General features: G+C 38.0%; 17 protein-coding genes and 1 tRNA gene. 4 read left to right on the forward strand and 14 right to left on the reverse strand.

All coding sequences use genetic code 11. The features are described 5' to 3' along the window. Positions 1–36 precede the first annotated feature (36 nt). The 6 genes from hpt to I2E21_RS02490 are packed head-to-tail and all read right to left on the reverse strand — an operon-like array spanning position 37 to position 7,646. Positions 37–582: a hypoxanthine phosphoribosyltransferase gene (gene hpt / locus I2E21_RS02465; protein ID WP_195410314.1), complete on the reverse strand. Its 546-nt coding sequence runs from the start codon at positions 580–582 to the stop codon at positions 37–39. Beyond that, complete coding sequence (gene tilS, locus I2E21_RS02470) at positions 575–1,918, reverse strand: tRNA lysidine(34) synthetase TilS (RefSeq protein ID WP_195410315.1); 1,344 nt, start codon at positions 1,916–1,918, stop codon at positions 575–577. Before tilS ends, hpt begins: the two co-directional genes overlap by 8 nt. Beyond that, complete coding sequence (dnaB, locus tag I2E21_RS02475; RefSeq protein WP_022235188.1) at positions 1,911–3,278, reverse strand: replicative DNA helicase; 1,368 nt, start codon at positions 3,276–3,278, stop codon at positions 1,911–1,913. The genes tilS and dnaB overlap by 8 nt, the downstream gene beginning before the upstream one ends. A gap of 32 nt (positions 3,279–3,310) precedes the next feature. Then, a complete protein-coding gene (gene rplI, locus I2E21_RS02480; RefSeq protein ID WP_022235189.1) occupies positions 3,311–3,757 on the reverse strand; it encodes a 50S ribosomal protein L9 in 447 nt (148 codons plus the stop codon). Between the two features lie 18 nt (positions 3,758–3,775). Continuing rightward, positions 3,776–5,728, reverse strand: coding sequence for a DHH family phosphoesterase (locus I2E21_RS02485; RefSeq protein WP_195410316.1), 1,953 nt, complete (start codon positions 5,726–5,728; stop codon positions 3,776–3,778). 34 nt (positions 5,729–5,762) lie between these two features. Further along, complete coding sequence (locus tag I2E21_RS02490) at positions 5,763–7,646, reverse strand: ribonuclease J (RefSeq protein WP_295054347.1); 1,884 nt, start codon at positions 7,644–7,646, stop codon at positions 5,763–5,765. 509 nt (positions 7,647–8,155) lie between these two features. Here I2E21_RS02490 and rnhA point away from each other — a divergent pair. The 4 genes from rnhA (at position 8,156) to I2E21_RS02510 (ending at position 11,012) form a co-directional block, all read left to right on the forward strand. After that, a complete protein-coding gene (gene rnhA / locus I2E21_RS02495) occupies positions 8,156–8,599 on the forward strand; it encodes a ribonuclease HI (RefSeq protein WP_022234884.1) in 444 nt (147 codons plus the stop codon). A 42-nt stretch (positions 8,600–8,641) separates the two neighbouring features. Then, positions 8,642–9,841 carry a cysteine desulfurase NifS gene (gene nifS, locus I2E21_RS02500; protein WP_022234883.1) on the forward strand — a complete coding sequence of 400 codons (1,200 nt, stop codon included), beginning with the start codon at positions 8,642–8,644 and terminating at the stop codon, positions 9,839–9,841. Between the two features lie 15 nt (positions 9,842–9,856). After that, entirely contained in the window at positions 9,857–10,285 is a 429-nt protein-coding gene (gene nifU, locus I2E21_RS02505) for a Fe-S cluster assembly scaffold protein NifU (RefSeq protein WP_022234882.1), read from the forward strand. Between the two features lie 556 nt (positions 10,286–10,841). Beyond that, positions 10,842–11,012, forward strand: a complete 171-nt coding sequence (locus I2E21_RS02510) for a hypothetical protein (protein WP_195410318.1) — start codon at positions 10,842–10,844, stop codon at positions 11,010–11,012. A 41-nt stretch (positions 11,013–11,053) separates the two neighbouring features. Here the strand turns inward: I2E21_RS02510 and sigK are convergent, their stop codons facing one another. The 8 genes from sigK to I2E21_RS02550 all read right to left on the reverse strand — a co-directional run bounded on the left by sigK (position 11,054) and on the right by I2E21_RS02550 (position 21,981). Next, positions 11,054–11,749: an RNA polymerase sporulation sigma factor SigK gene (gene sigK / locus I2E21_RS02515; protein WP_022234880.1), complete on the reverse strand. Its 696-nt coding sequence runs from the start codon at positions 11,747–11,749 to the stop codon at positions 11,054–11,056. An 84-nt stretch (positions 11,750–11,833) separates the two neighbouring features. Continuing rightward, positions 11,834–13,522 (reverse strand): ABC transporter ATP-binding protein, encoded by a 1,689-nt coding sequence (locus I2E21_RS02520; protein WP_195410319.1) that lies wholly within the window; start codon positions 13,520–13,522, stop codon positions 11,834–11,836. Next, a complete protein-coding gene (locus I2E21_RS02525; RefSeq protein ID WP_195410320.1) occupies positions 13,497–14,237 on the reverse strand; it encodes a hypothetical protein in 741 nt (246 codons plus the stop codon). The genes I2E21_RS02520 and I2E21_RS02525 overlap by 26 nt, the downstream gene beginning before the upstream one ends. An 87-nt stretch (positions 14,238–14,324) precedes the next feature. Further along, complete coding sequence (locus I2E21_RS02530; protein WP_195410321.1) at positions 14,325–15,200, reverse strand: leucine-rich repeat protein; 876 nt, start codon at positions 15,198–15,200, stop codon at positions 14,325–14,327. 6 nt (positions 15,201–15,206) lie between these two features. Further along, the gene (locus I2E21_RS02535) at positions 15,207–15,368 is read right to left on the reverse strand and encodes a hypothetical protein (protein WP_158552409.1); all 162 of its coding nucleotides are present in this window, start codon (positions 15,366–15,368) and stop codon (positions 15,207–15,209) included. A gap of 69 nt (positions 15,369–15,437) precedes the next feature. Beyond that, positions 15,438–20,468 carry an InlB B-repeat-containing protein gene (locus I2E21_RS02540; protein WP_195410322.1) on the reverse strand — a complete coding sequence of 1,677 codons (5,031 nt, stop codon included), beginning with the start codon at positions 20,466–20,468 and terminating at the stop codon, positions 15,438–15,440. 472 nt (positions 20,469–20,940) lie between these two features. Continuing rightward, positions 20,941–21,033 (reverse strand) — tRNA-Ser (locus I2E21_RS02545). 69 nt (positions 21,034–21,102) lie between these two features. Then, positions 21,103–21,981 (reverse strand): TIGR01212 family radical SAM protein, encoded by an 879-nt coding sequence (locus I2E21_RS02550; RefSeq protein ID WP_195410323.1) that lies wholly within the window; start codon positions 21,979–21,981, stop codon positions 21,103–21,105. Positions 21,982–22,153 lie beyond the last annotated feature (172 nt).

The following is a 22,153-nucleotide window of genomic DNA, read 5'->3' on the forward strand; positions in this document are numbered from 1 at the left end:
CACTCCTTTTTATATTATGAATTTAAAAGCGTAATTTTATGTATCCTGTGAATAAACAGACTCCTTAAGAACGCCTACATAAGGGAGATTTCTGTAACGCTCCGCATAGTCAAGTCCGTAGCCTACAATAAATGCGTCGGGAATTACAGAACCGACATAAGCAACATCAATATTGGTAACTCTTCTGTCAGGCTTGTTGAACAATGTGCAAATCTTTACAGACGTAGCATTTTTTGCATAAAGATACTGTGAAATAAAAGCAAGTGTTCTGCCCGAGTCCACAATATCCTCAACAATGAGAATATGCTTGCCGTCAACAGAAGTTGAAATATCTTTCTGAATATTAACTCTGCCCGAGCTTACAGTTGAGTTGCCGTAGCTTGAAACAGCAAGAAAATCTATGCTGAAATCAAGGTTTACTTCCCTCATTAAATCAACCATAAACGATACGCAGCCCTTAAGCAAGCCTACCATTATAAAGTCCTTGCCATTATAATCCTTTTCAATCTCTTTTGCAAGCCTTTTCACAATATTTTTAATATCCTGCTCGCTGTAAAGTATTTTTTCGATGTCCTTATGCACAAAAAATCCTCCCTTGTTCACATATTATAATAAATTTTCTTTTTTCTGCACTATAAGATGTCTGAACCGAATTTATCCCCTCACACCACAATATTTCATTATTCACTGCCACAAGCGGAAGTTTATCCCTCAATTCAGACGGAATTTTAAATTCATTCATAGCCTTTCTTAAAGGCTTGGTAATATTTCTGTCCTTGAAAAAAATCTTATCGCCCTGTCTGCGTGTGCGTATCACGGCATTTTTCGTTTCTTTTTCGGACATATAAATCGGATTATCGGTTAAATCGTCAAAATCTGTAATTTCTTTTACAAAATATTTTATATTATCAAATGTAAATTCTTTATTAATAACATCGGCAAAAAATATTTCTTCACTGAAATTATTAACAGCTTCGGTATTTTCTATCCGCAGTATTCCCTGTTTTACCACAGCTCGGAAATTACCGCACAAATCAACACAACCGCTTTCAAAAAGAGCATTATCAATAAGTTCGATATGAATATGCTCGGGAATATCGGCTCCGTTTTCAACACAAATTTTTTTGATTACATTCTGCCGTATGATTTTATCCTGCTCACAAATCTTTTTTGCCGAATATCCGAAAGCAAGTCTGCTGTCGGCAACCGCTTTATCTGTCTGTTTGTCAAGATAAACTGACAGAAGTTTTGCGTCATCGCACAGTCGCTTTAAAGAAGCTTCAAAACTCGGATTTATCTTTTTCAGCTCGGTGATTACATTATGACGGATTTTGTTTCTTGTATAATCATCGGTAAGGTTTGTGCTGTCGGTCACATAATCAAGTGAATTTTCACGGCAGTAATTTTCAATGTACGCTCTGTCGCACAAAATCAGCGGTCTGATTATATAATCCCGCCTTTCGGGAATTGCACAAAGTCCGTTAAGCGATGTGCCCCTTACAAGGTTAATCATCAGCGTTTCCGCATTATCGGAAAGCGTGTGTGCAGTTGCGATTTTACAGTTAAGCTTTTTGGAAAGCTCGTCAAATTCTTTATATCTGACATTCCTTCCACAAAGCTCCGTACTGATTTTTTCTTTCTCCGCTATTGACGGAACATTTATTTTTTTTATAAAAAGTTTGACGGAAAGTTTTTTACAAAATTCTCTGCAAAATTCTTCATCTCGCTCTGCCTCTTCGCCCCGTATCATATGATTAATATGGATTGCATATAATGTAAGATTATATTTTTCTTTTACAGAACAAAGCATATGAAGAAGTGAAACCGAATCTGCTCCGCCCGAAAGCGCAACGGCAACGGAATCATTTTTTTCAATCAGCTTATATTTATTTACAGCCGCCAAAAAAGGATTACTCACTTCTGTCCTCCGTACCTGTAAATCTCATAAACTCACCCTGCCAATGCATTTTTACCGTACGAGCCTCGCCGTGACGGTTTTTGGCTACAATACACTCACCCGAATTTTGATCTGCACCCTGCGGAGAATCGTCCTCGTTTTTATCGTAATATCCCTCACGGTAAAGAAAAAGTACGATGTCGGCATCCTGCTCAATAGAACCCGAATCACGCAAGTCGGAAAGCTGCGGTCTGTGGTCGGTACGCTGTTCGCTTGCACGGGAAAGCTGTGACAGTGTGATAACGGGAACATTCATTTCTTTTGCAAGAATTTTAAGATTTCTTGTGATTTCAGAAATTTCCTGAACTCGGTTATCTATTCTTCTGCCGCTGCCCATAAGCTGTAAGTAGTCAATAATTACAAGGTCAAGTTTTCTCATTCGTCTTAACTTTGATTTCATTTCGGTAATGGTAATACCCGGTGAATCGTCAAGATAAAGCTCCGACTTGCCAAGAATATCGCTTGCCGGAATAAGTCTGTCCCATTCCTCATCGTTTAGCTTACCTATTCTCAGCTTTGTACCTTCAATAAGAGCCTCTGCCGACAATAAACGGCTGGCAAGCTGTTCTTTTGACATTTCCAAAGAGAAAAAAGCAACCGTTTTTTTAGCCGTACAGGCAACATATCGTGCAATATTCAGCGCAAAACTCGTTTTACCCATACCCGGACGGGCGGCGAGCAAAATAAGGTCGCTTCGGTTAAGACCCGTAATTACTCGGTCAAGGTCGCCGATACCCGTAGAAACAGGTTTCATACTGTCGTCTGTTGTGCTGTTGAGAGCGTCAAGTCTGTCAAAAGTCTGCATAATAACAGAGTTAATTCTCTCAAGTCCCTTTTTCTCGTTACCCTGTCTTATGTCAAAGATTTTCTGCTCGGCAGAGTCAATAATAACAGATGTATCTTCCGTGCCTGCCGTAGCATCATCAATGATTTCTCTTGCAGCGGTAATAAGCCTGCGGATATTGTATTTATCTCTTATAACCTCCGCATAAGCCTCGGCATTGGATATTGACGGACAGTTGTTTACAAGGTCATAAAGATATGTCTTGCCTGTTGTTTCGTCAAACGAACCTGTCTGCTTAAGTTTTTCAAGCAATGTGACAAAGTCGATTTTGCCGCCGAAGTTGACCATCTCGGTCATCGTCTTGAAAATCAGCTTATGCAGTGAAACATAAAAATAATCGGGGGACTTGATGTATTCAATTACTTTATCAAAAACATCGCTTTCAAGAATAATCGCACCAAGCAATGCCTGTTCAGCTTCGGGACTGTACGGCATATGAAGTCCATCGTAGCTACTTGAAATTTGATTATCCGCCATTTGTCACCCCTCCTTTGCAATCGTAAATAAAATCAAGCCTCTGATACCTTAACGGTAATGTTTGCAACAATACCCGAATAAAGTTTTACATCGGCTTTGTAAGAACCGAATTCTTTAATATCACTTTCAAGAACAACCTTACGCTTGTCTATGTTGATATTATACTGTTTTTTGATTTCCTCGGCAACCTGCTTTGCGGTAATGCTGCCGAAAAGCTTGCCGCCCTGACCTGCTTTTGCTTTCATCTCAAAGGTTTTGCCCTCAAGCTGTGCTTTGTAACCCTCTGCCTGCTTTTTCTCGGTAGCAATCTTAAAGTTCTTTGAGTTTTCAGCGTTTCTATATTCATTCATAGCCTGTGCATTTGCCTCTCTTGCAAGGTTCTTAGGAAGAAGAAAATTTCTTGCATATCCGTCAGAAGCATTTACAAGGTCGCCTTTTTTGCCAAGTGCCTTAACATCCTGCAAAAGTATTACTTTCATAATTGTCGTTCCTTTCTGCTATTTGCAACTTGCATCCTCAAGATTTGTATCTATAACTTCGATAAGCATCTTGAGAGCCTGTTCTTTATTTATATCACTAAGCTGTGTAGCCGACATTGTCTGATGTCCGCCACCGCCGAGCTTTTCCATAATAATCTGCACATTTACAGCGCCAAAGCTGCGTGCGGAAATACAAATTTTACCGCCGCTTTCATAAATTACAAAAGAGGCTTTTACATTTTCAAGCGTGAGTAATTCGTCTGCTGCCTGCGCAGAGGCAAGTCTTACATCACCGTCAGCGCCCTTTGCGATTGAAATTGCGCAGTTTCTGTATATTTTTGCATCGCATACTATGCTTACTTTTTCACGGTAAGTTTCAATTGAATCGGAGAACATCTGCTTTACATTAATTGTAGTAGCGCCTCTTCTCCTCAAATATGCGGCTGCTTCAAAGGTTCTTACACCTGTTTTTAAAACAAAATTCTTTGTATCAAGCATAATGCCCGCAAGCAAAGCGTCCGCCTGTGCATATCCGATTGCTTTATCATCAATGCAACTGATAATCTCGCTGCACATTTCACACGCAGACGAAGCAAACGGCTCGTGGCAGAAAACAAGTGCGTTATCTATATAATTAACCGCTCTGCGATGATGGTCAATAACAATGACCTTTTTACATTCATCGTAAAGCTGTGGACTTTCAAGAGAATTTCTCAAATGAGTATCAACAATGATAAGCAAAGTCTTTGGTGTAACCTGCTTCATTGCCTCATCGGGGGTAATAAATATATCTTTTCCTATGTTTTTCTCTGCATAATCAATCAGCTTTTCAGCCATAGTTTTTGTTTTATCAACAACTATTTTTGAATACAGATTAAAAGATTTTTCCATAACCGACTGCATACCGATAGCCGCACCGATACAGTCAAGGTCAGAAAATCTGTGCCCCATAACAAAAACTTTATCGCAATCGTTTATCGTACGCTTGATTGCATTTGCAATAACACGCATACGCACCTTGCTGACCTTTTCGGAAGTAGCGGAAGTACCTCCGAAAAATTCGTAAATATTGTTGCTTATAATAGCAACCTGATCTCCGCCTCTGCCAAGCGCCATATCAAGCGCCTTTCTCGCATTGGTTTCGCTGTCTTTGAGAGAGTTTATGCCTCTGCACAAACCGATAGATACCGTAGCGGTATGCTGACCCGCTTTTATGCCGTGAATTTCCTGTAATATTGGGAACTTTTGTTCAACAAGTTTGTCAACATCGGTTTCTTTAAAGATAATCATATAACGGTTATTGCCGATTATCTTAAACAAAGCGTTATACTCGTTCGCCCATCTCTGCAAGAACGACTGAACATTCAGAGAAACCTCGGAATAAATTTCATCGGATTCGTTTGAAAAGTCATCGCTGTTATCAAAAGTAATAATCGCTACACAAGGACGGGTTGCATTGTACTCACGCACAATTTGCCTGTAATATGTATTCTCCACAAAATAACAAACATATCCCTCGTTTGTAGAGATGACAAAGCCTACAAATTCATTGCCGTTGCAGGCGGTTTCAAATGTTTCGTGGTCGGCGACTTCTGTTATTTTCTTGCCGCCTATGTAAGGCGAAATCATATCGCCTTCGGGATTTTTACCGTTGCAGAACTGCTTTCTGAACCTTGTATTGCTCCAAATTATCTCGCCCTCTGCACCAAGCACCGTGACGGGAATTTTGTATTTATCAAGAAATTCGGGATTAAATCCGTTGATTTTCTCGGCTGTACTGCGAACGGTGGCAGCTATATAGTTACGAAAGCGAAGGGTCGAAACGACAACTATACCTGCGGTTACAACCGACACGGCAATCTCAATGTAGCAAAGCATCGGGTCATAGCTGTATGATGCAAAAGACATAGCAAGCATTGCAACCGAAAATATAACAAATGTCGGCATAGTCGTAAAACTTTTCTTCTTCAATTCAAACCCTTCCTTTCGTAGATTTTTAATTATATTATACTTCCTGTAAAATCGGAAGAATCATTGGGGTTCTGCGTGTTTTTTGTGAGATAAGTTTGGAAACATCATCTTTAATTCTGTTCTTGATTATACCCCACTCATGAATGTTGTTGTCTGCACAATCTTCAAGAATGTTGTTTGCAACCTGTCTTACCTCGTCAAGCAAACCCTCGCTCTCACGAACATATACAAAGCCTCTTGATACAATATCAGGGCCGCTGATAACATGACCGTCATAAACATCGAGAGATGCAACGATAATGATAAGTCCGTCCTGTCCGAGGTGCTTTCTGTCACGAAGTACAATACTTCCGACATCACCTACTCCAAGACCGTCAACAAATACCTTTCCCGCAGGTACGGCAGGCAATTCTTTCATATAGTTTTCGTTGATTTCAATGCAACTGCCGACATCGCCGATATAAATATCTTTTCTGTCCATACCGAGGAACATAGCAAGATCGGCGTGTTTTCTTAGGTGCTTTTGCTCGCCGTGAACAGGGATAAAGTACTTCGGTTTTACAAGTTTATGAATAATCTTAAGTTCTTCCTGACAAGCATGTCCCGAAACATGAACTTCATACATTGATTCGTAAACGACCTTACAGCCCTTTTTGAGGAGTTCGTCAACAACATTTCCGACTGTTTTTTCGTTACCGGGAATAGGATTGGCAGAAATGATAATAAAGTCACCCTCGCCGACCATAACTTTGCGGTGGTCTGAATATGCCATTCTTGACAACGCACTCATCGGTTCGCCTTGACTGCCTGTAGTAACAAGAACAATTTGCTCTCTCGGGTATCTGTCAAGCATATCAAGGTCAATTAAAATATTTTCAGGCACGCTAAGATAGTCGAGCTCGCTTGCTACAGCCATATAATTGACCATACTTCTGCCCGAAAAAGCTACTTTTCTTCCGTATTTTTCCGCACAATTAATAATCTGCTGTACTCTGTTTACATTTGAAGCAAAGGTTGCAATAATAATTCTGTCGTGCTCCGCTCTTCTGAAAAGATTGTCAAAACTATCCGAAACCGTGCGTTCGGTCTGTGTGTAACCGGGACGCTCTGCGTTTGTGCTTTCAGCAAGAAGAGCCAATACGCCCTCATCTCCTACACGGGCAAAAGCCGACAAATCAATCATATCGCCTGTAATAGGTGTGCAGTCAATTTTAAAGTCGCCTGTATGCACAATTGTGCCTGCAGGTGTGCGGATAGCAAATGCAACCGCATCCGGAATTGAGTGGTTTACATGGATAAACTCAACACTCATACAGCCGAGTTTAATTGTTTCGCCTGCATTAACTCTGTTAAGGCTTGACTCATTATAAAGGCTGTGTTCCTTGAGTTTGTTGCCTACAAGTCCGAGAGTAAGCGCAGTTCCGTAAATCGGAATATTCACTCTGCCAAGTAAGAACGGAAGTCCGCCGATATGGTCTTCGTGACCGTGAGTAAGCACAATACCTCTGATTTTGTCTTGATTCTGTTCGATATAAGTAAAATCAGGGATAACGAGGTCAACACCGAGCATATCTCCGTCAGGGAAAGCCATACCGCAGTCAACAAGAATTATATCGTTCTCGCACTCAATCATTGTAATGTTCTTGCCGATTTCGTTAAGCCCTCCAAGGAAAGCAATCTTTACAGACGGCTTGTTTTTAATCGGTTTAAACTGTTTTTGATAAGGCTTTTTGCGGTAATTCTTTGAATATTTAAAATTTTTATTACCGCCCTTAAAAGTACCTCCCTTAAAAGATTCGGATGCTCCCTTGCCCTGCGACGGCTTGTAAGAAGACCCTCCGTAATTTTTTTTACCTTTTGAGTACTTATTGTAGCAGTTGCTTTTTCTTCGATTATCGTACTTAAATTCTGTACTCACAAATTTACCTCCATATTTCTTAAAATTTATTAAAATTAACATTTCACACAATACAGGCATAAATTCCTTTTGTATGTATCAAAATATAAAGCCTGAAAATTCGTAATAAATACAAAGTTCTGATATAAAACGGTCATATCAGCAAAATGAAATATTAATTATTATATACAGTATAAATATATTTTGAATCCGTATTTAATACAGATTAAATCCTAATTGTAATCTTCTTTATTGTACCGCAAATCAAAGAGCAATGTCAAGCGTGTTAAAGAATTAAAAGACAATTTTAATATTACATTTAAGTAAACATTCCATATATTTCTATTTTAGTATGCTCAATATTTGAATTTTAAAATCATAATTACGGAAGATTTTAAAATTAAGAATTATGATTTAATAAATTCCGTAAATAATATAATTAAATTGAAAAAATAAACATAAAATATGGTTGCATTTGGTGATTTTGCGTATTATAATATAGGTTGAACATCAGCTAAGGAGAATTGCAAATGAAACAAGTTGAAATTTTTACAGATGGAGCTTGCAGCGGCAATCCGGGACCCGGTGGCTGGGGTGCGATTTTGAGATATAATGAGCACGAAAAAGAAATCTCGGGAGGAGAAGCCGTCACCACAAACAACCGTATGGAAATTAGTGCCGTAATCGGTGCGCTTTCACTCCTTAAAGAGCCTTGCAATGTAACTCTGTACAGCGATTCTCAATATGTTTGCAACGCATTAAAGCTCGGTTGGGCTAAAAAATGGAAAGCAAACGGTTGGATGCGCAACAAAAAAGAAAAAGCGCTTAATCCCGAGCTTTGGGACAAGCTGCTGTCTTTATGTGATATTCATAATGTTGATGTTGTATGGGTAAAAGGTCACGCAGGACATCCCGAAAACGAGCGTTGCGACCGTTTGGCGGTTGCCGAGGCGCACAAGTTTTCAAAAGCCTGACTGACCGATTTTTATATAGATATAGATAGGAGATTATCAAGTATGAGATATATTTATGCAGACAACTCCGCTACAACAGCTATATCGCCTACAGTGCTTGAAAAAATGATGCCTGTACTCACCGAGTACTACGGCAACCCGTCAAGCCTTTACAGAATAGGCGGTAAAGCCAAGGAAATTCTTGAAAACTCAAGAGAAAATATTGCAAAAAACCTTGGTGCTGCTAATGCTAATGAGATATACTTCACCTCAGGCGGCAGTGAATCTGACAACTGGGCATTAAAGGGCGTTTGCAGAGCCCTTAAGGCAAAAGGCAAAAAACACATTATCACTTCTAAGTTTGAGCATCACGCTATTCTTCACACATGCCAGACTCTTGAAAAAGAGGGCTTTGAGGTAACTTACCTTGATGTGTACGAAAACGGTATTGTTCATCCCGAAGATGTAGAAAACGCTATCAGAGAAGATACAGCTATTGTATCTATTATGTATGCAAACAATGAAATCGGTACTATCCAGCCAATTACCGAAATCGGAGCAATTTGCAAAAAGCACAAAGTAATTTTCCATACCGACGCTGTTCAGGCTGCCGGCTATGTAAAAATAAATGTTCAGGAGCAGAATATTGATATGCTTTCAATGACTGCTCATAAATTACACGGACCTAAGGGCATCGGACTTCTCTATGTAAGAAGAGGTATCAGATTAGAGAATTTAATTGACGGCGGTGCTCAGGAAAGAAATAAAAGAGCCGGTACAGAAAATGTTGCGGGAGTAGTAGGTCTTGACGCAGCTCTTCAGGAGGCCGTTGACACAATGGACGAAAGAAGAGAGCATCTTGAAAAATTGCGTGACAGACTTATTGACGGACTCCTCAAAATTGAGCGTTCAAGAGTAAACGGCGACAGAGTTCACCGCTTACCCGGCAATGTAAATATGTGCTTTGAGGGCATTGAAGGCGAAAGCCTGCTCTTAAGACTTGATATGAACGGAATTTCGGCGTCTTCGGGTTCAGCTTGTACTTCGGGCAGCCTTGACCCAAGCCATGTTCTTCTCGCTATCGGTCTTCCTCACGAAATCGCACACGGCAGTATGCGTCTTTCTTTCTCGGCAGAGCTTACAGACGAAGATGTTGACTATATGCTCGAGGTTATTCCGCAGGTTGTAACATACTTAAGAAATATGTCACCTCTCTGGGAAAAAATTAAAAAGCAAGAGGCTCAAGAAGCCCTTAATAAATAAACAGGAGGCTTAGTTATGGCTTATTCAGAAAAGGTAATGGACCACTTTGCCAACCCAAGAAATGTTGGTGAAATTCCTGATGCCGACGGCATCGGTGAAGTTGGTAACTCAAAATGTGGCGACATTATGAAAATGTATATCAAAGTTAAGGACAACACTATTGTAGATGTTAAGTTCAAAACTTTTGGTTGCGGTGCAGCTATTGCTACAAGCAGTATGGCAACAGAGCTTATCAAGGGTAAATCTATTGATGAGGCTTTAAAACTTACAAACAAGGCAGTTATGGAGGCTCTTGACGGACTTCCGCCTGTAAAGGTTCACTGTTCTGTACTTGCCGAGCAGGCTATCAAGGCTGCTCTTGCAGACTACTACAAAAGAAACGGTATCGACCCAACACCTATCGTAGGTGAAATCGGCGACTGCGACGATTGTCATTGCCATTAATCAAAATTTTAGGACAGGCTTTGTGCCTGTCCTTTTTTGTTGTTTCTTTATCGAAAGTTGAGCTAAATTATGGTTTAGCGGAGTGTCGGTCGGGGATTGAAATTTAGCTAACGCTAAATTATCCTCCCAAAAGCAAAAAAGTTTACTCAATTTTTTCAAAAATTGCGGGTTTGGGCAACGTCCATAAGAATCTTCCAATATAACAATTTATCAGGCGCAAACAGCCACGCTGTTTGCGTGCTAAAACTAAGTTTGTTAAAACAGGCGACAGCCTTTTAGAAAAGAAATCATTAACTTTTCATTATATATCGAATGTCTTTCTTGTTGCTATCGCATTTAATGGCATTCTCCGTTGTGTTCAAGCCGCCAAACAGCAAGCTGTTTGGCTATCGTCAGATTGCATAAACGGAAAGTATTTGTGGGCTTTGCCCACACACGACCTTTAAAAAGGTCGACCAAACTTTTATAATTGTTTGGTAAATCATTTCGCTAAACAATAATTTATCTAAATGAATATTATTTTCAAAACTGAAAATAATAATATCGGTGATGAAAAATGTATAAAGATATGCCGTTAGGCTTTGTAAATGCACTTGCAAAAAATGAAAGTGCAATGCAAAAATTTGCTCAAATGGAAAAAAGCGAAAAAGAAATCGTGCTTGAAAAAGCGCACAATGTTTCATCCAAACAGGAAATGCAAAACCTCATCAACAGCATAGGCTCATAACTAAAGACGGTCTTTCGACCGCCTTTTTTCTTTAAAATAATTTATAAATTTGAACTGTTATCAAAGCGTTTTCGTAAAAGTTTTAAAGCCTTGGTTTCAATTCTGCTTACATACGAACGGGAAATATTCAGTTTCTGTGCAATCTTTTTCTGCGTAAGCGGCTCGCTCCCGTCAAGTCCGTAGCGCATAACAATTATCATTTTTTCCCTTGGTGAAAGTTCTTCGTTAATAAACTGACCGAGCTTTTTACTGTTGAGTTGAAAATCAATCTGCTCAAGTATATTGTCATCAACCGCCATTATATCAAGCAAAGTCAGCGGATTTCCGTCCTTATCGCTGTCAATCGCTTCGTTGAGTGAAATATCCTGCGCCGTCTTTTTAGCATTACGGAAATGCATTAATATTTCATTCTCGATGCATCGTGACGCATAACTTGAAAGCTTAATTTTTTTGCTTATGTCATAGGTATTTATCGCTTTTATAAGTCCGATAGTGCCGATTGACACAAGATCATCTTGTTCACTCTGATTGCCGTAATATTTTTTTATAATGTGTGCCACAAGCCTTAAATTATGTTCAACAAGAATATTTCTCGCCTCTATATCCCCTTTTGCACTCCGCACAAGATACTCGTGCTCCTCTTTTTCGGAAAGAGGTTTTGGAAAAGAGCCGTTTCCGCAGATATGAAGAATAAAAAAGCAAAGGTACTGCCCCAGAAAATTAATTAATTCAATCAAAAAATCACCCCTGACAATGCTTATAATCGGATTTATACCTAATTATAAGTATTCAGTCAGGAGTAAGATTTTGCTTGTACCCACCTAAATATCGTAAGAAATAATTTTTTTATTCTTAATTACAATTTCTTTGTTGCAAATTTCTTTTGCCGCCATTTTATGAGAAATCAAAATACAAGTTTTATCTTTGAGTGTTTTAAGATTTTTAAGCAGTTGAACTTCTGTTTCGGCGTCAAGTGCCGAGGTCGCCTCATCAAAAATAATAATCGGAGAATTACAGTAAACCGCTCTCGCAATCGCAATTCTTTGTATCTGACCCTCCGACAAGCCCTTTCCGTTCTCACCCACGACAGTATCAAGTCCATTTGGCAATCTGTTTATAAAATCATAAGCGCAGGCAATTTTCGCAGACTCAATAATTCTTTCGTCATCGGGATTATTCGACACAAATGCAATGTTATCTCTGATTGTACCCGAAAGCAGAAAATTACCTTGCGGTACATACGAAAACATACATCTTATATTTTTATCGACAAACACATTTTCTCCGTTTGAAAGTGAAAGATAAATCTCGCCTTTATCGGGTGAAATTACATTAAGCAAAAGCTTTGTAAGCGTACTTTTGCCTATTCCCGAAATTCCCGCAAGCAATGCAAAATCACCTTTTTTTAGCACAAGACTTGTATTTTCAAGCACATTTTCCCTGCCGTAGCTGAAAGTAATATTATCAAAAACTATTTTTTCTGTCTTATCATACAGCTTTTCGGTATCGATTGCAGAATTATTTACCACATCTTCATTATCGAGATTTTCAATATCCATAAGTCGCTCCGCACTTGCAAGAGCAGAATAATATGATGGCAAAATACTGCTGATACCACGAACAGGGCCTTGAATTTGCGACACAAGCGCAAGCATAGAAGTCAATACACCGTATGTAATGGTATGGTCGCTGATTGCAAAAGCACCCCAAATTAAAGCATACATATATCCGAGGGCAAATATAAAAGAAAATCCGGTTGTGGCAACTATAGAGATATAATTTCTTTTTCGTTTTATTTTAAAATTATTCTGTTGCAAATTCATAGCATTTTCAGACACCTTATTTTCAGCGCCAAAAACTTTTACCACAAGCAGACTTGAAAAAATCTCCTGAAAAAACGATCTTGTCTTACCATCAGATTCCTGTACCGCCTTATGCAATGTTTTCATTTTTGACTTAAAAAGCAGCACAACAACAAACATCAGCGCACCGCCGAAAACAAAAACAAGGCTGAAAGTTTTATCAATAGCAAACAGTACGACAAAAACACCAACCAATTTTACGATAAAATACACCATATTCGGCACTATAGAAATAATCGAACTGACTAAAACCGACACATCGCTTGTTATTCTGTTAAGTAGTTCGCCGGTGTGTATGCTTGAAATCTCATTATATTTTTTTCTGATAATATTATCGAAAATATCTTGTTTTATAGAAATTTCAAGTTTTGACGATACATTGAAAGTCAGCACCTTACTTATAATTCTTATGACAAGCTGTGCGATCGTAAGTGAAATAAGTATAATTGCGAAATACACAATTCCGCCGACATCAGAGTTAACCGCCGAATCCACAATACCTCTCGACAAAGTAGCGACCGCAACACCGAGATATGCCATTCCGCCGAAAATAACAGACATAATTATAATACCGAAAACCTGTGGTTTGGCTTTTTTTACTATCCACTTATTGGTTTCGGAATCAAGTATTTTTTTCAGCTTTTCCATAGCTATCTCCTGTCAGTAAAAATTTTTCGCAAATTTCCGCCGATTCAATATTCATATTGCATTTTAGCAAATAGAAATAATTTTCCTTAATCAACTTATCAGCCGTATTTAACATATATCCCGCATATTCATCATCAAGAGAAAATTTAATCGTATTTTTATATATTCTTGAAAAAATACTGTTTTTGTCAAGGACTTCAATACTGTTCTCCTCTGCCCTTTCAAGAAAAATAATGCCGCCGAGTTTTGCACGGATATTTTTATTTATGCCCGTTCCACCATCAAAAGGCGAACCGTACACATACCAATCATTGTCAATAAATCTTATAATCGGTTTATCATCATTGATTATCTGTACATTTTCAGCGCCGAATTTTTTTATCCACAGTTTTGTGTGCGTTGACTTGCCCACTCCCGAATCGGCAGAAAAAAGATACGCTTTGCCTTTATAAAGGATTGCAGACGAATGGAGAAATATTGCATTATATTTCAGAATTTTTTTATTGAAAACATCTGACATAAAAATACATTCCAATTCACCGATAGAAAAGAGCATATTCTCGTTGTATTTTTCACGCAGAAAATCTTCTTTGACTGCAAGTTTAATTTGAGCAGGTTCGTTGCCCGAATACTCATAATTCTTTGCATTTTTTTCAAATGTCAGAAATTTAGGTCTTATATCGCTTATAATATCAGCGATTTTGTAAATTGGCATAACATCACCAAATTTTATTATATAACAAAATCTAAAAATAAGCAAGAAAAAGCACAGATGTTGCCACCTGTGCTTAAGTTTAATAATTTAGTTTTGACCGTGAGCGATAAATGTCTGAATTGCTGTAACATCAATTACATCAATAATTCTGTCCTTGTTAAAGTCGGCAACCTTAACAGCGTCATCTGTTAATACAGACTCACCTGCAATGTAACGCTGTAGAAGTGTTACATCATTAATATCTATCTTGCCGTCAAGATTAACATCACCGTACAAAGTTTTTTCGTCAAGAGCAACAAAGTTAATTCCGTTTTCTTCTGCATAAGTTTGAGCATAAGAATTTGTATAACCGAAAATTGTAAGTTTATCACAATTCAAAAATGCTTTGGCAGAAATATTTTTAACTGTTTTCGGAATAACGACTTTTTCAAGAGAGGTACAGCCTGCAAATGAAAAATCCGAAATTGTACCGACAGAATTAGGAACGGTAAACTCTGTTAAAGAAGTGCAGTTCTGAAAAACCTGTCCGTTAATTACAGAAATATTAGAGCTGATGTTAATGTCAGTCAAAGAAGTACAACCCATAAATGAAGCGAAACCGATTTTATCAAGTGTACTCGGAATATCGACTGATTTTAAAGATGTACAGCCCGCAAACGAAAACTCGCCTATAGCGTCGATTGCCTTAGCGTTTGCAAATGATACAGATTCAATATCTTTATTATTCGTAAAAGCAGAATCGGCAATTTCCAATACGGTAAAGGAAGAAAGTTTGTTTGGAACTGACACATTTTTATCAGTGCCTGTATATCCGTAAATTCTGCAATTAAATTTGCTTATAGGTGAATATTTAAAACCGTTTTCTTCAAAATATGTAGCTGCGTTAGCAGATACAAAAGCTGACATTGTGAATATTAATACAAGCATAACACTTGCAATTCTTACGAATTTTTTAGTTTTCATAACAAATTACCATTCTACATCAGCACCATCAGTAGCAATAACATCAGGGTTGCTCTGTTTAATTCTTTGCAATTCAACATCATCATTCTCACTGCCAGCGAGAATATTCTCAAATGAGAATTTAGTTACTTCAACTTCAGGCGAAGAATAAACCTTTTTGTTTTTCATTCAAATACCTCCATAAGTATTTTAACGGCAAGGCAGATTTTACTCTGCCCTGCCAAAAAATTCAAATCATCAAACTGTTGCGTCAGGACCTAAGTTGATGTTTGCTAAGTCAGAAGTAATATATGTAAGGTTACCGATATCATACATATTCATATAAACAGGATCACTTAAGTAAATCTTTCCTGAAACTGTATCATAAATATATGAGTAAACCTTCATAACATTCTGCTGTGATGTTTCACTGTTCTTGAATCTTAAGTAGTACTCAATTCTATTCTTTACAGAAATATTTGAGTTCTTAATCTCATATCTGTAAACATTTCTGTCAGCACTTTCGCTATCAACTTTATAAGTGCCTACCTTACCGTTTGCAGTTGCAGCCTTTACCAAATTGCCAATAGCATCTTTATTAGAAGTTGTTTCATAAGACTTGAGATCATTAATATCGTTATATTTTGCAACGACTTCAAAGGTAACTCCAACCTTGATATTAGCATTATTCTTGATGAGTTCCTGATCCTTATCAAAGCTGAGAGCAAAGTCTGTGTAGAGGTAATCGTTCTTAGTAGCACCTGTATTAAGTGTGCCGTCACCCTTTACACCGTCGCCTGTTGTCCACTGGTTTCTTGTGTACTCAAGGAGTCTGATGCTTGCCTGCGACTCATTGATTTCACTCTTTGCAAACCTGCCTGCATATACAGGAACGATATAGTAGTTCTGATAGCTTACATAGTTATATTCCTTAGAATATGACTTAGAAATAAGATTATCATAACCGTCAAGTTGTGTAAGAGCAGTTAATCTATCTGACATAACCTCAGCAGGATTGCCTGACATATAAGTTGCTACTTCTTTGCTGTACTGTGCAGCCTTTTCTCTGTTATCAAAGATTGCCCAGAAGCTGAAATCGTACTTGGTAGCACCATTATAATCATATTGAGCCGGGAAATCAGTTGTACCTGTCTTGTAGAGATAATCACCGTTTGAAACAGCCAATTCGCCATACTTAACAGTTTCAGGTTTTGTCCATCCACCGTCAACAGCAAGAGCTGTAATTGTAAGATCTGGAGATTTAGTAGTAGCATCAACAGTAGCGATATAGCCGTTGATTACTGCATGATCAATATCCCACTTAATCTCATTTCTGAAGTTAGATACAAACGGAGCTTTCTTTGTGATGAATGCTTTGCTAAGCTGTTCTTTTGGAAGACCGGCAGCTACATTCTCAGCCCACATTTCCTCTAACTCAATACCTGATACTTTATCCTTAATAACATAACTCTGTTTACCGTCAAGTCTTGTTTCATAAGTGTAAGTAATCGTGTATTCGAGTGGATTTGATTTGATATTTGAATAGAACGGAATGTTTGACTTGATAAGTCTGTATGAAGTATTATGATCAACATCTTCATATGATTCAAACAATTCCTTAATTGTTTTACTAACCTCGTAAGTCTTTTCGCCTGTGCCTGTTACACCTGAATTGTAATGTTCCTCGTTACTGTTATAGAAATCTTCAACAGTATCATTACCGTAAGGAACAGTTCTAAGTGTAGCCTTAATGCTGTATTCGCTTGTATAGACAACATATCTTGCAGGAACTACAAGGTTACCTGAAGTTTCGGCAATAGACGCCTTAACATTACCTTTGCTGTCTACGATGTCTGCCTTAATGAAAGTTTTGCCATCTGCAGAGCCTGTAAGCAATGTGTGTGAAAGTGTTAATGTGCCGCTTGGAGTTGGAATAAAGCGAGCAATATAAGTTGCGTTGTTTGTCATTGGGAAGTCAGCATCGGACTCATTAGTAATGAATGAATAACCGTCAGAAGTCTTAAGGTACCAGCCAATGAAATAGTAGTTAGCATCGACATCTGTTTGAGCATGAACACTGAAGTTACCGCCGTCGACTATACCCTGACAAGTTGTCTTGCCGTTGGAATCAGCATTTGTAAAGTAAGCCTGAGCTTTAGTATTTACACCAACATTGCTGCCTTCAACAAATGCATCTTCAACAAACGGAGAAGTACCGTCTGCTTTGTACTCAATCTTAACATTAGCGGAAATCTTCTGAGCTTTCTTAGAGAAATACCAACGGCCGTCAGCACGAGTACCATTATCAGGACCTTGGAATATTGACTTTTCATATGCAATCTTTACAGGTAAACCGGCATGTGACTTAAGTTTTTTATAAGCTGCCTGATAAGTAGAGTCAACCTTGGTCTCATCAATAAGGCTAGAACAGTTGATTGTAGTAATGTATGTACCGTCTTTGTCATATACTGACCACTCGGTAGCATATTTACCAATATTTTTAATTTCCTTATAACCGTTAGATATTACTGTAAGATAATTGCTGTCATAAGTAGCAGTCCAATCTTTTGAAAGAATATTTCCAAAGATGTCAACGATATTACCATAGTAATCCTTAAGCGGTTCAAGCTCGTTCTTATTATAAGTAGAGCTGCTTAAACCTGCCTGTGAAGGCTTGTTATCTGTTGTATTTCTGTAACGGAAATCGAAGATAATATTATCTACATCATTAGTTTCAGAAAGCTTGTAGAAGTCGTCATAGTCATAAGTCTGGCAGTTATCATTAATCTGGTCTTTAAAATTACCACTATGGATACTATCCCAGATATAGTTGTTCAATGTAATACCCTTAACAAAATTATCTTTATTACCGTTAAGGTATTTAGGAATCTGCATTGAATATTTACCACCCTCGTATACCAAAGGCTGACCGGGATAACCGCCAAGCGCATTCTTATTAGGAGAATTATATTCGCCTTCTAATACGCCATCTACGTATTTTTGTTCATCTACACCGTTTGTGTACCAAGCCTGAACAGCAACTGTGTTGCCCCACTTTTTCTGTACTGTTTCGTCAAAGCCCTCTACATAGAAAGTTACTGTATCAGTATCATCAATGTAGTAGTAAATAGGTGTGATTTCGATAAACTTATCTGTGCAATCCTCAGGAATTGTGTATTCAAATGAATATACGCCGTCAGCATTAGCCTTTGAGCTGTCAATAATTCCGTAAGAATAGCCGTTCACACAGAATGCTTTTACATAGTACTTGCTTCTGTAATCCTTATCAATTGTAGTTGTAACTGTAATTGTTGAGCCTAACTTTGCGTAGCCTTCTTCATAATAATCAGCAGATTTCTTCTTAGTTACATCATCGCCTGTGTAAGAAATTACAGTATCTGCCATATCAGCATACTTCTGATATGCAGTTCTGACAGTACCGTCTTTAGCATATACTTTAACTCTCGAAGAAACTGTGCCTGTAGCATCAGGAATAATCTCATAAGTTGTAGCCTTTGTAGAGTCAGTTGAACTCTCAACAATGTCAGTACCTTTGTAGTAACCGAGGTTAACCTTTACGCTTGAAATAGTATCTGCATAATCTTCAAGTACTCTAAATCTTGCGAAAGCTGTATTTACATAAGAAGATTCATCGTGCTTAGGCAATCCCCATCGGCTATCGCCGCAGTCAAAATACTTTGTATTAGCTTCATTAGCAACAGCTTTGGAATTATTGTAATTATCATACGCATATTCCCATGATGTTGACTTACCTACTGAATCAGAAATCGTAAAACAATATGTTTTAGAGGAGTCAAAGTGTTCACTGTCAAAGTAAGCATACACCTGTCCATCTGCGTCACGGTAAAGATTGAGATACTGAGTGAATTTACTCGGGTCTGAAGTGCTGTCGCTGTAAATGAGGTAAAGATTCGGAATCACTGTACCTGTAGCTTCAGCAAACTTTGCAAATACATCAGTTTCTTTTGTAAGTTTAAATGTGTATGTTGTATTTGTTGAAAGGCAATCACTTGTACCGTTGATATCTGAGTACCAACCTTTAAATACATAACCTTCTTTAGCAACAGCATTAAATGTTACCTCTGTACCATACGGATATGTGCCTTCAACTATAGAAGTGCCATTGCTCGAACAGCTGAAAGTACCCATTGTATCACTACTGCCTGTTGCATAGCCAAAGCCTAAACGGCAATCCGGTTTTTGTGCAAATGTAGCAGAAACAGTTACATTGCTTGCAGGCATTGTGTAAGTATGTGTTGATTCGTTAGTAGCCGCAACACTCTTACCTTCAGCATCTGTTACAGTAATAGTATCAAGCTCATAACCGTCATTCGGTGTGGCTGTTACTGTAAATGTCTTGCCTGCCGCAAGTGAGGTTTCAGAAGTAGTAACTGTACCGTTTGTGATATTTTTATCAACAGCTACAGTGTATTTCTGTGTTGTTGGCTCTGTATAATTTTTAATGATGTCAACTTTCGCAGTTGCAGTTGCATTATAAATATACAGGTTTCTGTCTGCAAGATTTTCACCTGTAATATCACCCGTTTGCACACCACCATTATTACCATTATTAAAAATAATAGAATCATAAGCTGCAGGAACTGTTACTTTGTAAACTTTATATGTAACATTATTATAAGAATAATCCGACTGACAAACATTTGAATCTGTAAATTCATCACCCGGCCAAGCTGTCTTTAGTTCACTAGTATTTGATTTCCAAATATAATTACAAACAGTTGTCCAACCGTTATTTACAGGATTAGCGAAGTAAACAACAATATCACTTGCAGGAGTTGTAGGTTCTGTCGGTTCTGTCGGTTCAGCATTGTTATCAGTGATCCAAATCTTTTGGGTTGTTGCATCAAACCACAATCTATAGTTGAGGCTACCGCAAGAATATTTGAAAGCTTTAGCAGTTCTATCCTTTACAGCATCAAACTTAGTATTATATGATGAAATAGAAATATCATCATTAGTTGTAGTTGGACCATATTCGTTGCTACCATTATGTATTCTGAAATAATGATTTCCAGAAGTTGAATTCAGCTTCTTATCAAAATAATAATATCCGGTAGTACTATCATATGACATTGGTGAAGATTTACCATTTGTATTCCATGTTGTATCGTAATCGTCACCGATCACATACCAAGTTTCAGCCGCATTCGAAGTAACCATACCGACAAGCATAGTCGAAAGCATCATCATAACAGCAAGCACAATAGAAATCGACTGTTTGCCAATACGCTTGAAATTCGTTTTCATTTTTATTACCTCCATTAAAAAAATTGAAACATATGAGCCGAATAAGTCTGTACCGTCCGAGAGGGAAGTTTTGCTTTAACGGCGACCGCTTTTACCGACTGACCTTCGGTGAATTTGCTGTATTCGGCAGTCAGACCATATACTAACCCATAATTTTATTCCTTTATATTATAACATTTTTAGGTTTTTATTTCAATATTTTTTTGATGTTTTGTCGATTTTGACATTTCTTTATTAATTATATACAAAACATATATATAATTATTGTGCAATAATAATATTTTAAATTACTTCAAAGAATTATAATTTTATAAATTTTTTATAACAAAAAATTTTTGCTGTCAATATGTATAATTTGCATTATCTTTGCAGTTATTTATTATAACCGCACTTTTTTAGCAATATTTTTCACAATAAAGCATTATAACAAAAGAAAAAGCCTTGCCGAAATCGACAAGACTTTTTAAAATTATGGCGGAGAGAAGGGGATTCGAACCCCTGGTACGGTGATTACCGTACACATGATTTCCAATCATGCTCCTTCGGCCAGCTCGGACATCTCTCCAAAGACAATGCCTATTATATCAAATACGCAAAGGAAAATCAAGACTTTTTTTAAAATTAATAATACTTATTATTCGCTTTCCCTTAATACCTTGTTAATATAGTTAAGCACACGCTTTTTGTCTGCGCTCCACAAGGGGGCTACAAGTATTTTTTTATCTCCGTCACCCGTAAGCCTGTGTATTACGGTGGTTTTTGGGATAACTCTAAGGCATTTTACAAGTATATCCGCATATCGCTCAAGCGACAGAACGGGCACATTGCCCTTTTCGTATTCATCGCATAAGTCGGTATCCTTTAATATGTGCAAAAGCTGTAACTTAATTCCGTCGGAACATTTGCCCGCATATTCAGCACTCTGCACTATCATATCTTCCGTTTCGTTAGGCAAACCGATTATAATGTGCGTTATTACGCTAATGCCCTCCTTGTGCAGTCGCTTAACCGCATCATCATACACGCTTAAGTCATATCCACGGCGAATATAGTCTGCCGTGCTTTTATGAACTGTCTGCAAGCCGAGTTCCACCCACACAGGCTTTATTTTATTAAGTCTTGAGAGCAAATTTACGGTTTTGTCAGGCAGGCAGTCGGGACGGGTAGCGACCGACAAAGCGACAATTTCATCGGGTGCGACAGCCTCGGTGAAGATTTTTTCAAGGTACTCAACGGGCGCATATGTATTTGTAAACGGCTGAAAGTAAGCAATAAATTTTTTACAATCGGTTTTTCTGCCGATTCTCTCTTTAGCCTCCCGAATTTGCTCGGTTATGCTGTGGTTTCTGTCGGCGGAAAATTCTCCCGAACCTCCCCTACTGCAAAATATACACCCCCGTGTGTCTATTTTGCCGTCACGGTTAGGGCAAGTCATACCGCCGTCAAGAGAAATTTTATATACCTTTTCGCCAAAGGTGTTTTTTAAATATTCGTTTAGAGAATAATAATACATAACTGCTCCGTTTTCGGTAAAATGCAAAATGACCGACTATGTCGGTCATTGCTTTGGTTAGAAAATTTAGAAGAGGAAAATCTATGAAAACTTCTTGTTAACTTTATTGTGCTTATATAATAACCTGCTTTTGTGACGATTATATGAATAGAAGTACAAAAAAATGTGAAAC

This window comes from Ruminococcus sp. BSD2780120874_150323_B10, from assembly GCF_015553695.1.
GTDB classification, from domain to species: domain Bacteria; phylum Bacillota; class Clostridia; order Oscillospirales; family Acutalibacteraceae; genus Ruminococcoides; species Ruminococcoides intestinale_A.